The organism is Calditerricola yamamurae (assembly GCF_054654135.1).
Genome location: NZ_BAAIFH010000006.1, coordinates 906,998 through 920,884, shown reverse-complemented (window position 1 = coordinate 920,884; position 13,887 = coordinate 906,998). Strand labels below are relative to the sequence as shown.

Annotated in this window: 9 protein-coding genes; 4 read left to right on the top strand and 5 right to left on the bottom strand. The window is 65.8% G+C overall.

The genetic code is table 11. The features are described from left to right. Nucleotides 1-64 precede the first annotated feature (64 nt). Together ACYQ0Z_RS10865 and ACYQ0Z_RS10860 are read right to left on the bottom strand one after the other, a co-directional pair. Nucleotides 65-1,078, bottom strand: coding sequence for an aldo/keto reductase (locus tag ACYQ0Z_RS10865; protein WP_459867950.1), 1,014 nt, complete (start codon nt 1,076-1,078; stop codon nt 65-67). A 57-nt stretch (nt 1,079-1,135) separates the two neighbouring features. Further along, nucleotides 1,136-2,077 (bottom strand): DMT family transporter, encoded by a 942-nt coding sequence (locus ACYQ0Z_RS10860; protein WP_459867947.1) that lies wholly within the window; start codon nt 2,075-2,077, stop codon nt 1,136-1,138. Nucleotides 2,078-2,315: 238 nt separating this feature from the next. On the opposite strand from ACYQ0Z_RS10860, the gene ACYQ0Z_RS10855 reads away from it, so the two are divergent. Together ACYQ0Z_RS10855 and ACYQ0Z_RS10850 are read left to right on the top strand one after the other, a co-directional pair. Next, a complete protein-coding gene (locus ACYQ0Z_RS10855; RefSeq protein ID WP_459867944.1) occupies nt 2,316-3,470 on the top strand; it encodes a metallophosphoesterase family protein in 1,155 nt (384 codons plus the stop codon). Next, nucleotides 3,467-6,604 (top strand): ATP-binding protein, encoded by a 3,138-nt coding sequence (locus ACYQ0Z_RS10850; RefSeq protein ID WP_459867941.1) that lies wholly within the window; start codon nt 3,467-3,469, stop codon nt 6,602-6,604. The genes ACYQ0Z_RS10855 and ACYQ0Z_RS10850 overlap by 4 nt, the downstream gene beginning before the upstream one ends. A 149-nt stretch (nt 6,605-6,753) precedes the next feature. Here ACYQ0Z_RS10850 and trpS read toward each other — a convergent pair whose 3' ends face one another. The 3 genes from trpS to adhP form a co-directional block, all read right to left on the bottom strand. Beyond that, entirely contained in the window at nt 6,754-7,752 is a 999-nt protein-coding gene (gene trpS / locus ACYQ0Z_RS10845; protein WP_459867938.1) for a tryptophan--tRNA ligase, read from the bottom strand. 68 nt (nt 7,753-7,820) lie between these two features. Continuing rightward, complete coding sequence (locus ACYQ0Z_RS10840; protein ID WP_459867935.1) at nt 7,821-9,125, bottom strand: MFS transporter; 1,305 nt, start codon at nt 9,123-9,125, stop codon at nt 7,821-7,823. 171 nt (nt 9,126-9,296) lie between these two features. After that, nucleotides 9,297-10,310 (bottom strand): alcohol dehydrogenase AdhP, encoded by a 1,014-nt coding sequence (adhP, locus tag ACYQ0Z_RS10835; protein ID WP_459868929.1) that lies wholly within the window; start codon nt 10,308-10,310, stop codon nt 9,297-9,299. 515 nt (nt 10,311-10,825) lie between these two features. Here adhP and glyQ point away from each other — a divergent pair. Next, nucleotides 10,826-11,761 carry a glycine--tRNA ligase subunit alpha gene (gene glyQ / locus ACYQ0Z_RS10830; protein ID WP_459867932.1) on the top strand — a complete coding sequence of 312 codons (936 nt, stop codon included), beginning with the start codon at nt 10,826-10,828 and terminating at the stop codon, nt 11,759-11,761. A gap of 3 nt (nt 11,762-11,764) precedes the next feature. After that, a complete protein-coding gene (gene glyS, locus ACYQ0Z_RS10825; protein ID WP_459867929.1) occupies nt 11,765-13,846 on the top strand; it encodes a glycine--tRNA ligase subunit beta in 2,082 nt (693 codons plus the stop codon). Nucleotides 13,847-13,887: the final 41 nt, after the last annotated feature.

The window sequence follows — 13,887 nt, the reverse complement described above, 5'->3', positions numbered from 1 at the left end:
ATACAGAAAGCCTCCCCGAACCCGGGGAGGCCTTCTGCTTTATGGGCCGTTCCGTTCCCCCAAGTTATTTCGTGTGGGGTTCCAGTTCCGACCGCGCCGGCGGTCCTTGTTTTTCGCGCGGCTTGACCGGATCGGTCACCGTTTCGCGGAGGATGCGCTGAATCTGCTCCAGATCCTCGGCCGAAAGGTTCCAGCCCATGGCGCCCTCCACCTCGTCCAGCTGCTGTGGCCGGCGTGCGCCCCACAGGGCGACGGTGACGCCGCGCTGCGCCAGAACCCAGCGCACGGCAAGCTGGGTAACGGTCTTTCCGAATTCCGCGGCCAAGGCCTTGAGCCGCTCCACCGCGGCCAGGTACTGGCGGAACCGTTCTCCCTTGAAGAGGGGATGTCGGCTGCGCAGGTCGTCTTCCGGGAAGGTGGTGTCGGCCGTGATCTTGCCCGTCAACAGCCCGTGGGCCAGTGTCCCCCACGTCAACGTGGCGATATCGTGGTCGGCGCAGTAGGCGAAAGCGGTGTCGAGCAGATGGGCCTCGAAGAGGTTCAGCTGCAGCTGGTTGGAATGGAGTGGGGCCACCTGGCGCCAGACATCCATCTGGTCCGGCGTGTAGTTGCTCACGCCGATGGCCCGGATTTTCCCTTCCTTGTACAGACGGTGCAGTTCTTCTGCCGTTTCCTCGATCGGCGTGTCGGGGTCGGGCCAGTGGACTTGGTACAGGTCGATGTAATCGGTGCGCAGGCGGCGAAGGCTGTCCTCGATTTCCTGACGGATCCGCTGCCGTGTGGCATTGCGCCACACCCGCTGCTGGTTGTCCCACTCCAACCCCACCTTTGTGGCGATGACCACGTCGTCGCGCCGGCCGCGAGCAGCCAGGGCCTTGCCCACGATTTCCTCCGAGAGGCCGAACCCATATACCGGTGCCGTATCGATCAGGTTGATGCCGAGATCCAAGGCCCGATGGATGGCGGCGATGGCCTGCGCCTCATCTGTGCCGCCCCACATCCATCCGCCCATGGCCCACGTACCGAGACCAATGCGTGAAACGGTCAGCTCTGAGGTTCCCAATTTGACGTACTCCATCTTCCCATCCCCCCTGGCATGCGTTCTCTTCCATTGTCAAAGCTTACCGGTTGTCTGTCAAGGCGTGCGATAGCGAGCAGGTGTGTCTTTCGTGACGCCGCGGTGGGGAGTCGCCACAGGATGTTGCCCGTTGTTGCCGCGGACACCCAGGGAGACGCCGGCGACAATGCAGGCCAAGGCGATGCCGTGCAACCAGTGCAACGCCTCGTCGAGCAGGAGAGCGGAAAAGACCAGGCTGGTGGCGGGGAGCCCGTTCAGCCACATGGCCGTTGACGCCGCCCCGATGTGCCGGACGGCCCAGTTCCAGAGGAGAGCCCCCAGGGCGGTAGACACCCAAGCGGAGGCGAACAGCACCACAATTGGCCACCACCCGATCGCGGGTGGAAGCGGGTGTTCGTCGACGATGAGAGCCGTCACGCCCAGTTGCACGGCGGCGAGCAGGTGAGAGTAAGCGCTGACGACAAGGACCGACGCCTCCCGGGTGGCGACGCGCACCAGCAGCGTGCCGATCACGTAGGTGAGCATGGCACCGAACATCAGCGCGTCGCCCCACTGGATATCCCCGATGCGGCGCAGGTCGCCATCGGTGACGAGGAGAGCCACCCCGAGAAAGCCGATGGCGATGCCGGCAAGGCGTTGCCGCGTAAGCCGTTCGCCGAGGAGCCACGCGGCCAAGAGGGACGTGGCCAAGGGGTTGAGACCCAGAATGAGCGCGCCGTGGGCGGCGGAGCTGTGGACCAGGCCGACGGAAAGAAAGATCTGGTGCAGAAAGATCGACGACGTGCCCGCGGCGGCAATCATCCCCCATGTGCGGCGGGAGAGCCGCGGGAGCCCCTCCCGCCACCACACCAGCGGCACCAGCAAGAGCGCCGCCAGGGCGATGCGCGTAGCGGAAAGCGCAAGCGGTGGGAAGATCCCCACCAGGTACTTCACCATGACCACATTCAGCCCCCATGCCGTCACCACAAAGCTGAGGGCCAGGAAAACCGAACGGCGCATGCCGAATTCCCCTTTCCGCTCGGCGGTCTAATCCTTCGGCACACGAAAGGAAACGGCTATTATTGTACCACAACAGATGGGCAGGGGAAGGGGGGGGAACGCGGAATGGCGGTTTGCGGCAACTTTTGTCGACCCGGCAGGAAAATGCCTTCGGTTCGCGAATTTAGACTCCGTCGCGGAAGACAGTTGCCGGCATGCGGGCCGTCGCCATACCGGGTTTACGAGAGGAGGGGAAGCGGTGGGCGTTCGCTTTGTCCATACCGCCGATGTTCATCTTGACGTACCGCTTTCACACCTTTCCTTGTCGCCGGCGAAACTTGCCCAGCGCCGCGCAGAGTACCGGGAAACGGTGGCCCGCATCTTTCAGCTGGCGCAGGAAAAAGGGGCACACCTGATCCTCATTGCCGGCGATTGGTTTGAGCATGATCTGGTGCAAAAAAGCACCATTTCCTTTTTGCGCGAGTTGTGCACCCGGGTGGCGCCCATCCGCGTCTTCATCGCCCCTGGCAATCATGACCCCGCCCTTCCCGATTCCTATTACCGGACCGTTGAGTGGCCGGAAAACGTACACGTATTTGGCGGGGATTGGGAAACGGTGTACCTTCCCGAGCTGGATTGCGCCGTGCACGGGTACGGGTTTGACCGCTACGCCGTGACCGAGTCGGTGGTTCGGGCCTTTGAGAACCCGGTTCCCGAAGCAAGGCACCACATCATGGTCGTTCACGCGTCGCTGGTGCAGTCGGAGCATGCCGGTGAGCACGATCCCTATCTGCCGGTGACGGTGGAGGAGTTGGCGGCGACGGGCGTGGATTACGTGGCACTGGGCCACATCCACAAGGGGCAAAAGATCCCTCATCCCGCCGAACCGAGCCGCGTGCTGGCCGCCTACCCCGGCAGCCCCGAGGGGCTGGGGTGGAAGGAACAAGGGGTGCGCACCGTGCTCTACGGCGAGCTGACCGAGCGTGGGGTGAAGCTGGAGACGCTTCCCGTCTCGCGCCGCGCGTATGTGGTGCGGGACGTGGACGTCTCCGGATGTGAAACCCCCGAGGCCGTGCTGGAACGCGTGATGCGCCAGATCCGGGAGGAAAACCGCGAGAGTCTGCTCCGGTTGCGCCTCGTTGGCCAGGTTGATCCCGCCCTGGCCGTGGAGGTGGGGTGGCTCCGTGAACGGCTGGCCGACGCCTTCTTTGCCGTCGATGTGGTGAGCGACGTGCGTCCGGCCTATGACGTGCAGCAGTTCGCCCAGGAGCCCACCGTGATCGGCGGCTTCGTGCGCGAAGCGTTGCGCCGCATCGACGAGGCACCGGACGAGCGGGAAAAACGGCTGTGGACCGACGCACTCCACGCTGTGCTGGACCTCCACGCCTACGGAAGGCTGGTGGAGCGAGGATGATCGTGCGCCAATTGTTTATCCGGGGATTCGGCAAATGGGAGAACGCCACCTTCACCTTTTCCCCGGGTTTCAACCTGATTGAGGCCCCGAACGAAGCGGGCAAGACGACGCTGCTCGAGGCGCTTCTTGCTGCCCTGTACGGTCTGAAGCGGGATTACGTGTCGCAGCGCAAGTTCCTGCCCCAGTATGAGCGGTACAAGCCCTGGACGGCGAAGGCCTACGGAACGGTGGTGGAGTACGAGGTACTGGGCCAGGTCTACCGCCTCGAGCGCAACCTGGACCGGCAGAAGGACGAGAGCCGGCTGTTCCTCCTTCCCGAGATGGCCGACATCACCCGCCAGTACCCTCAGGACAGGCGGCGGGAACGCAATTTTGTGGAGGGGCAGATCGGCCTTAACCGCACCTTGTTTGAGCAGGTGGCCGTTTTGCACCCGCTTCCAGTGGAGCACGCCGATCATCTCCTGGATCACCTGCGCGGCCTTAGCGCCTTCGGGGACGAGACATCGGTCGCGCCGCTGGTGGAGGCACTGGAACGGGAGATTCGCGCCATCGGGAAAACCGACCGCGGCCAGACGCCGTACGCCGTGGTCCTGCGCGAGATGCGCGAGGTGACGGCGGAGTGGGAGCGGGCCCAGCAACGCGCGGCGCGTTTGCGCGCGCTCGAACAGGAACACCGCAGGGTCCGCACGCAGCTGGCCGAGGTGGAACGCGTGGTAGCCGCGTGTGAAGAACGCCTCGCCCGCGTGCGCGCCGAAATGCGTCGTCTGGATGCCCTGCGCGCACGCGAGCAGGAGCGGCAGGTCCTCCTTGAGCGGCATCAGCGGGCGGTGGCGGCCCTGGCCGAGTGGAATGAGGCGGTGGAGCAGCTGGCGCAATTGGACAAGGCCTTGGCCGAGGTGAGCCACGCTGCCGCCTACCGGCCCGGCGACGCGGAGCGGGCGCGGGAACTGGCCGACCGGGTAGCGCGTGCGGAGCAGGCCGTTGCCGAATGGGAAGCGCGACTGGCGGCGGTGACCGAGGCGCTCAAGGAACTGGAGAAGGACACGCCTTTCACCGTTGACTGGCTCGCGGTGTCCGCTGCCGACTGGCAGGCGTACGAGCGGGCCGTGGAGCGGTGGCAGGAGGCAACCGCGCGCCTTGCGCAGGTGGGTGAGGAAAAAGGGCACGCCCCCGGTGCGGTGGACCAGGGCGAACGAGCCGCCTTGCGCGGCGCGTTGCGGGCCCTGGAAGCGCACCAAGCGGAGCTGCGCGCACTGAAGGAGCGGCTGGCGGAAGCGCAGCGCCGGCGCGCGGCGTTCGAGGCCAGGAGGGCCGCGCTGCGCGACCAGCAGCAGCAGCGTGCGGACTTGGCCCGGCGGGTGGCGGACAAGGAAGCGCGCCTGCGCGAGCTGCGACAGCGGCAGGCGCGCTCCGGTGGCAAGGGGATCCGGCGCGTGGGCTTTGCCCTCGGTGCGGCCTTCCTGGCGCTGGGCGGGGCGCTGGCCCTGTGGCGGCCGCTGTGGGGCGTCCTCCTTGCCGCACTGGGGTTGGCCGGTCTGGCGACGGGGTTACGGTTCCGGGCGGCGGCCAATGGGGAGGAGACCCGCGCCGTGCTGGAACTGCTTACCCGTGAGTGGGAGGCGGACCGGCAGGCCTTGGCCGCGTTGCCGACGGAGGACGAGCTCGCGCGGGACGATGCGGAACTGGAGCGGCAGATCACAGAAGCGACCCGCGAGGCCGAGGAGACTGCCCGATTGGTCCGCGGAAAAGAGCGGGCCGTGGAGCAGCTCTTGGCCCAGTGGAATTGCGCCGACGCGGAGGACTTCTACGCTCTTTACTATGATACGCTGCGCGAGGCTGACGAGCGGGAACGCCAGCGCCTGTTGCGCGAGGAGCTCCAGCGGCAGAAAGGGAGGGCGTGGGAGACGCTTGCCGCGCTTCTTGCGGCATGGGGAGTGGTCCCGGAGGCTCGCGATCCCGTCGGGCAAGCGGAGCGCCTCCGGATCGAACGGAATGCCTATGCGGAAGCTGAGGCGAAGCGCGCCGCCCTCGAGCGCGAACGCGCCGCCCTTGAGCAGCGCTTGGCCGAAGTGCGGGCGGAGCTGGAGGCGGATCGCGCGGCGCTGGCCGATATTCTGGCACGGAATGGCGTGGAGACGGTGGAGGCACTGGCCGAACGGGCTGCGGCCCACCGGCGGTGGACGGCGCTCACGGCCGCCCGGTCCAGCGTCGCGGAACGGTTGGAGGCGCTCGCCCGGGAAGGGGACGGGCGGGCACGGCAGGCGGCCCTCGCGGAGGTGGAAGAGGCGCTGGCGTCGCTTTCCGGCGCAGCAGCTGCCGAAGGCGAACCGGCTTCCGGCCAGGACGTAGGTGAGGAAGCGGAGGAAGATCCGCACGCGCAGGATTCGGCGTCGCGGGGAGCGGAGGAGAGGGTGGCCCGGATTTCCGCCCGCCTCGTGGCGTTGCGCCGCGAGGAGGAGGCCCTCAAGGAGGAGCTGTCCCGCCACGCGGCGGACCGCGATCGGCTCCGCGCGGATGCCAGCCGCCTGCAAGGCGAGATGGCGGCGCTGGAAGGCGATGGTCCCGGGCCGGCCGACCTGCGCTCGCGCCTCGAGGCCCTGCGCGCGGAAGCCCGCCGCCTCGACGACAGGCGGGAGGCCCTCGAACGCGGGCTGGCGCTGCTGCGTGAGGTGGCCAAAACCGTGCATCGCGACGTCGCGCCGGTGCTCAACTGCCTGGCCTCCGAGGTCATGGCGCACATCACAGCCGGACGGTACGACGTGCGCGTCAACCCCAACGAGCGTATGGCCGTCATGGCCATCGAGCAGGAGACGCAAAGCGCCCGATCACAGGATGCGCTCAGCCGCGGAACATCGGACCAGCTGTACTTCGCGCTGCGCGTGGCTCTGCTTAAACGATTTTCCTACCGCACCCCCCTTCCGGCGCTCCTCGATGACAGCTTTGCCCACTACGACAACGAGCGCCTCCGTCGCGCCCTGGCTTACATGGGGGAACTGGCCAAGACCCACCAGGTGCTGCTGTTTACCTGTCGGGACCGCGAGCGCGCCGTTCTCCGCGAATTAGGCATTCCCTTCACCGCCATTCCGCTGGTGCGGGAGCCGGTCCGTGCCGTCGCTCTTACCAGCAAATCATGAAGCATCTTCCGAACATAGCGGGTAGCCCAACCCACCCGTCGAGGGTAGGCGGTTGGGCGTGCGACAAAAAACTCCCTCGGCTCCGTTGGGACCGAGGGAGTTTGTCTGTAACCTGCGACCGCTGTCCTGGGTGAAGGACAGCGGTATGTTTACGACTTGTAACGCCCGCGCGGCAAGAGGCCGATCTTTTCGCGCACCGCCTCGAGCGTGCGGTCCGCCACCTGGGCCGCACGCTCGGCGCCTTCGGCCAGATGTTCGCGCAACGCCGCCGATTCGATCAGTTCGCGGTACCGCTCCTGGATCGGCGTGAGGGTTTCCACCACCACCTCGGCCAGATCGGCCTTGAACACGCCATAGCCCTTGCCGCGGTAGCGTGCTTCGATTTCTTCCAGCGACAGGCCGGAGCACAGGGAGTAGATGGTCATCAGGTTGCTGATGGCCGCTTTCGTTTCCGGGTCGTAGCGCACTTCCATCTCCGAGTCGGTGACGGCGCGCTTGATCTTCTTGCGGATGACGTCGGGCTCGTCCAAGAGGGAGATGTAGCTGTTGGGATTGGGGTTCGACTTGCTCATCTTCTTCGTCGGGTCGTCGAGGGACATGATCCGCCCGCCGACCTTCTGGATGAGCGGCTCGGGCAGGACAAAGGTTTCGCCGAAGCGCTTGTTGAACCGTTCGGCCAGGTCGCGCGTCAGTTCCAGGTGCTGCTTCTGGTCTTCGCCGACGGGCACGTGTGTGGCCTGGTAGAGGAGGATGTCCGCCGCCTGCAATGTCGGATAGGTGAACAGCCCCGCCGAGACGGACTCCTTGCCGGCCGACTTGTCCTTGAACTGCGTCATCCGGCCCAGCTCGCCGAAGTGGGCCAGACACTGCATCACCCAGCCGAGCTCCGTGTGGGCGGGGACGTGGGACTGCACGAAGACCGTCGCCTTTTGCGGGTCGATCCCGGCAGCGTAGTACATGGCCGCCACCTGGAGCGTCTGTTGCCGCAGTGCCTCCGGTTCCTGCGGCACGGTGATGGCGTGGTAGTCGGCGATCATGAAGAAGCACTCGGCCTCGTGTTGCAAAGCGACAAACTGCTTGATGGCCCCGAGGTAGTTGCCGATGGTGAGCCGTCCGCTCGGTTGGATGCCCGAGAGAATCCTGCGCATGGTTGCCCTCCTTTTTGGTGAAAGGTGTGATCCGATCGCGTCGTCGATTTCCACGACTGGCGTCATGGTCACTCCAGGGCGCGGCCCCGCGTCTCCGCGCCGACAAGGAAGGCGAAGGCGCCCGCCGCGGCGAGGAGCACGCCGTGGGCCAGCAGCACGCCGCCCGCCCCCAGCGCCGGGAGCAGGGCTCCGGTGAGGTACGGCGCGGCCATGCCGCCGAGGCGGCCCGCCGCGCCGGCCAAGCCGGCGCCGCTCGTCCGCAGCGCGGTGGGGAACAGTTCCGGCGTGTAGGCGTAGATGGCGCCCCATGCCCCGAGGTTGAAGAAGGACAGGGCCGCGCCAAAGACGAGCAGCTCCGCCACTGTGTCGGAGCGGGAAAAGAGCAGGGCCGCCAGGGCGGACAGGAGAAGGAAGCTGACCAGTACCGGTCGACGGCCCCATCGCTCGACAAGCCACGCGGCGGTCAGGTAGCCGGGGAGCTGCGCCGCGGTCATGATCAGCACGAATGCCAAGGATCGCACCAGGGAGTAGCCCTGCTCGACGAGGAGCGACGGCAGCCAGATGAAGGCGCCGTAGTAGCCGGCGTTGAGGGTCAGCCACGCCAGGGCGATGAACAGGGTGCGGCGCACCAGCGGCGGACGGAACAGGTCCCCGTAGGGGCGCGGCGTCGGCTCCGGCGCGGGTTGCGGTTCCGGGAGCTCTTTTCCCTCGCCGCGCAGGGCCGCTTCCATGCGGGCCACCAGCGCCTCGGCCTCCCGGGCGCGCCCGCGCGCCGCCAGCCAGCGCGGCGACTCCGGCGCGCCCAGGCGCAGCCAGGCCGCATACAGTGCCGGGATCGCTCCGATGACGAAGGCCCACCGCCAGCCCGCTTCGGGCACGAGGAGGAAGCCGACCAGCGCCGCCAGGAACCAGCCGACGGCCCAGAAGGCCTCCAGCCACACGACAAAGCGCCCGCGGGAGGTGCTGGGCACGAGCTCGCCCATCAGGCTGGCCGCCACGGGCAGCTCCGCTCCCAGACCGATTCCCGTGAGGAAGCGGGAGAACAGCAGGGCCCCGTAGGACGGCGCCAGGGCGGTGAGCAGGCTGCCGACGCCGGCGACGAGCAAGCTGTAGGCGACAACGGCGCGCCGGCCGTACCGGTCGGCCAGCCGTCCGCCCACGGCGGCTCCGAGGAACATCCCCACCAGGCCGGCGCTGCCCAACAGCCCCATCTGTGCCGACGAGAGGTTGAAGGCCGCCTTGATCGCCGGCAGGGTGAAGCTGATCAGGCCCACGTCCATGGCGTCGAGAGCCCATCCGAGCCCCAAGAGGTACAGGTAGCGGTAATGCACACGGCCGATCGGCAGGCGTTCCAGGCGGCTGATGGCGTTCACGGTGGATCCCCTTTCTGCACGGGTAAATGCTGGCTCCTATTGTACCACAATTGTGGACTTACGCGCGCGCTGCGGCATGGTCGCGGGAAATGAAAAAGGCCACCGGTTTCGCCTACCGGCGAGACCGGGGCCTCGTTGTCTCGGGGACAAGAACGGCTCCTTGTCGCCCACTCATGCCAACGTTAACACGACACGCCCGTTGATTTGCCCCTTTTCCAAACGCTCGAAGACCTCATTGATCTTTTCGAGGGGCTGCGTCTCGATGTTCACCCTCACTTTCCCCTGGGCGGCGAATTCCAGGGCTTCCTGCAGATCTTTTCTTGTTCCGACGATTGAACCTTTCACCGTCACCCCGTTTAACACCGTGTCGAAGATGGGGAGCGGCATCTCTTCATTCGGCAATCCGACAACCACGAGGGTACCGCCGCGTTTCAGGGAACGGTACGCTTGATCAAAGGCCTTCCGGGTAACGGCCACGCTGATCGCCGCTTGCACGCCACCGAATCGTTCTTGAATCTCCTGTGCCGGATCGACTTTCGCGCCGTTGATGGTGGCGTCTGCCCCCAGCTTGGTCGCGAGCTCCAATTTTTCATCGACAATGTCGACGGCGACCACATGGTATCCCATGGCCTTCGCGTATTGCACGGCGACGTGTCCCAGACCGCCGATGCCGTAGATGGCGACCCAGTCGCCCGGTTTCGCCCCACAAATTTTCAGTGCTTTATATGACGTTACCCCCGCGCAAAAGATCGGCGCCGCTTGCTCGAACCCAAGGTTGTCCGGGATTTTGACGACATAAGCAGCGGGGGCTTTGCAGTATTCGGCAAAGCATCCGTGTACCGAATACCCGGTGTTCAGCTGGTGCGGGCACAACGTTTCCTGACCGGTCAAGCAGTATTCGCATTCGCCACACGCAGAATAAAGCCAGGGAATCCCGACCCGGTCACCCACTTTGAGCGCGGTGACGCCCGGACCGACCGCCTCGACGACGCCCACTCCCTCATGCCCTAGGATGGCGGGAAGTTTAGGTTTCAGTGACCAATCGGCACGTGCCAAATGCAGGTCGGAATGACACACACCACACGCTTTGATTCTCACGAGGACTTCCCCATAGCCGATTTCCGGAGTGGGCATCTCTTGGATTTCCAGCTTTTCCTTAAAACCCTTGAGAACAGCCGCCTTCATCGATAGCCCTCCCGTGGATCCGTTTTCAATTTCACTCTCTCCTCTCGCAATCGCGATGTCTGTGACAAAGTGCACAGCGTCACAGAATGTTTTTCGGTTGCCCGTATTGGGTACAAGAACAAAACCCGCGCGGGATGGGGGGAAAAAGCGGGAACGTTTGACATGCCGCTGGCGTTTCGGTATCGTTAAAAGTACGACAATCTGACGCGTGATAACGGCATATGGCCCCGCGATGAGAGAGAGGAGTAGCCAGGGGCGCTGCCTCCCAGCGAGCCGGGGAGGGTGGAAGCCCGGCGGCAGTCCTGGTGAAGGGCGCTCTCGAGCGATGGTCGATGAGGGGGTCGACGGCGCCGCGCGGCAGGTGAGCCGAAGCGGGTACGGCGTGCGCGGCAACGCGTGTCCGTCGGCCAACTAGGGTGGAACCGCGGGAGAGCCTCCCGTCCCTAGCGCGCGGCGCTGGGGGCGGGAGGTTTTCTGTTGGGCGTCCGGCAACCATGAGGATGGAGGTGTCCGCCGTGAACTTTCAGGACATGATTTTGGCCCTGCAAGCCTTTTGGGCCAAGCAGAACTGCCTTATCGTGCAGCCTTATGACATCGAAACCGGCGCGGGAACGATGAACCCGGCCACCTTCCTTCGCGTGATCGGCCCAGAGCCGTGGAACGTGGCCTATGTGGAGCCGTCGCGCCGCCCGGCTGACGGGCGCTACGGGGAGAACCCCAACCGCCTCTACCAGCATCACCAGTTCCAGGTGATCCTTAAGCCGTCGCCGGACAACGTGCAGGAGATCTACCTCGACAGCCTGCGCGCCCTCGGCATCGAGCCGGAGGAACACGACATCCGTTTTGTGGAGGACAACTGGGAAGCGCCGACCCTCGGGGCCTGGGGGCTCGGTTGGGAAGTGTGGATCGACGGGATGGAGATCACCCAGTTCACCTACTTCCAGCAGGTTGGCGGCCTTGATTGCCATCCGGTGGCCGTGGAGATCACCTACGGCCTGGAGCGCCTCGCCTCGTACATCCAGGGGAAGGACAACGTGTTTGACCTGGAATGGGTGGGGGGATTCACCTACGGGGACGTGTTCAAGCAACCCGAATACGAGCATTCCAAGTACACCTTCGAGGTGGCCGACGCGGCGATGTTGTTCCGCCTTTTTGCCGATTACGAGCGGGAAGCGCAGCGGGCGCTGGAGGCCGGCCTCGTTTTTCCGGCCTACGACTACGTGCTGAAATGCTCCCACACCTTCAACCTCCTCGATGCGCAGGGGGCAATCAGCGTCACCGAGCGGACGGGGTACATCGCACGCGTGCGCAACCTGGCCCGCGCCTGTGCCCAGGCCTATTTAGCCGAGCGGGAGCGGCTGGGCTTTCCGCTCCTGAAACGAAGCGGCGAACCGGCGCGGCCGGCGTTGGGCGAAACCACGGTCATCGGCAATCCGGTGAAGGGGGAGTGACGGATGGGAACGCGCGATTTTCTGCTGGAAATCGGCACCGAGGAGATTCCGGCCCGTTTCGTGCAGGGGGCCACTCGCCAGCTGGCCGAAAAGGTGCAGGCCTTCCTCCGCGATCGGCGCATCGCCTTTGGGGTGGTGCGCACCTATGCCACGCCGCGCCGGCTGGCCGTATTGGTGGAGGACGTGGCCGAAAAGCAGGAGGACGTGAGCGAAGAGGTGCGCGGGCCGGCCAAGCACATTGCCGTTGACGAGGCCGGCAACTGGACAAAAGCGGCGGAAGGGTTTGCCCGCAAACAGGGGGTGGCCTTGCGCGACCTGTTCATTCGGGAGGTGAAGGGAGTTCCATACGTCTTCGCCCGCAAGTACCACCCCGGCGCGCCGACGCGGGAGATCCTCACCGAACTGGGCGACGTCATTCGCTCCCTCTCCTTCCCCAAGAGCATGCGCTGGGGGACCCACGACCTGCGCTTCGTGCGGCCCATCCGGTGGCTTGTCGCGCTGTTCGGGGCTGACATCGTGCCCATTGAGGTGGCCGGCGTGCGGGCGGGGAACGTTACCCGGGGGCACCGCTTCCTCGGACGAGCGGTGACCATCGACGAGCCGGCACACTACGAGACGCTGCTGGAGGCGCAGTACGTCATCGCGGATGTGGAAAAGCGTTGCCAGCGCATCGTCGACCAGATCCGCGCCTTGGAAGCGGAGAAGGGCTGGCGCATCCCTATCGACGAAGGGCTGCTGGAAGAGGTGACCCACCTCGTCGAGTACCCAACGGTGCTGTGGGGGGCCTTTGACGAGGAGTTTCTCGCCGTCAACCGCCATGTCCTCGTCACCGCGATGCGCGAGCACCAGCGCTACTTCCCGGTGGAAAACGTGCGCGGCGAATTGCTTCCGTACTTCGTCACCGTGCGCAACGGCGACGACCGGCACCTCGACACGGTGCGCAAAGGGAACGAGAAGGTGCTGCGGGCGCGTTTGGCCGACGCGCGGTTTTTCTACGAGGAGGACCAGAAGCTGACCATCCCTGAAGCCCTCACCAAGCTGAAGACGATCGTCTACCACGAGGACCTGGGCACGCTGGCTGACAAGGTGGACCGCGTGCGCGCCCTCTCCGCGCGCGTTGCCGACGCCCTCGGACTCGACGAGGAAACGAAGCGGCTCGTGGACCGTACGGCGGAGATCTGCAAGTTTGACCTCGTTACGCAGATGGTGTATGAATTTCCCGAGCTGGAGGGCATCATGGGCGAGGACTACGCCCGCCGGGCCGGCGAGCCGGAAGCGGTGGCCCGGGGCGTCTTTGAGCACCACCTGCCGCGTTTTGCCGGGGACCAGCTGCCCGCCTCCGATGTGGGCGCCGTGGTGGGCGTGGCCGACAAGGTGGACACCCTCGTTGGCTTCTTTTCCCTCGGCCTCATCCCGACCGGCTCGCAAGACCCCTACGCCCTGCGCCGGGCGGCGAACGGCGTGGTGCAGATCCTCCTCGACCGGAAGTGGCCGCTTGCGCTCGACGCGCTGGTGGAGGCCGCCCTGGACCTGTACGCAGGGAAAGGCCTCGGTAAGCGGCCGGCCGATGCGGTGAAGGCCGACCTGCTCGCCTTCTTTGCCCAGCGCCTCAAGACGGTGCTGCAGGAGGAGGGCATCCGCTACGACGTGATCGACGCCGTGCTGGGGTCCGACTTTGCCGATCTCCGCGCTGCCGTGGCGCGGGCCAAGGTGCTGGAGGCGCGGCATGAAGAAGAAGCCTTCCGCGCCGCTGTGGAAGCCTTCACCCGCCTGTACAACCTGTCGCGCAAGGCGGAGACGGCGGGAGAGGTGCAGGAGGCGCTGTTCGAGGACGATGCCGAGCGTGCCCTGTACAGGGCGTATGGGGCGGCGAGGGAGCGAGCGCGTGCAGCCGAGGAGGCCGGGGACTGGGCCGGCGTCCTCGACGCCTGGAGCGCGCTGGCGGAGCCGATCCATGCCTTCTTCGATGCCGTCCTCGTCATGGCCCCCGATCCCGCCGTGCGGCAGAACCGCCTGTCGCTCATCAAGCGCATCGCCGACGACCTGTGGCGGTACGCCGATTTCAGCAAGCTTGTGCTGGCGTAAATGTGCGCTCGTCAGCCCCCGGGACCGGGACGTATCGGTGC

What these genes read in the sequence shown, in the direction of transcription:
- ACYQ0Z_RS10865 (WP_459867950.1), bottom strand. Translation starts at nt 1,078, where the DNA reads ATGGAGTACGTCAAATTGGGAACCTCAGAGCTGACCGTTTCACGCATT.
- ACYQ0Z_RS10860 (WP_459867947.1), bottom strand. Translation starts at nt 2,077, where the DNA reads ATGCGCCGTTCGGTTTTCCTGGCCCTCAGCTTTGTGGTGACGGCATGG.
- ACYQ0Z_RS10850 (WP_459867941.1), top strand. Translation starts at nt 3,467, where the DNA reads ATGATCGTGCGCCAATTGTTTATCCGGGGATTCGGCAAATGGGAGAAC.
- trpS (WP_459867938.1), bottom strand. Translation starts at nt 7,752, where the DNA reads ATGCGCAGGATTCTCTCGGGCATCCAACCGAGCGGACGGCTCACCATC.
- adhP (WP_459868929.1), bottom strand. Translation starts at nt 10,310, where the DNA reads ATGAAGGCGGCTGTTCTCAAGGGTTTTAAGGAAAAGCTGGAAATCCAA.
- glyS (WP_459867929.1), top strand. Translation starts at nt 11,765, where the DNA reads ATGGGAACGCGCGATTTTCTGCTGGAAATCGGCACCGAGGAGATTCCG.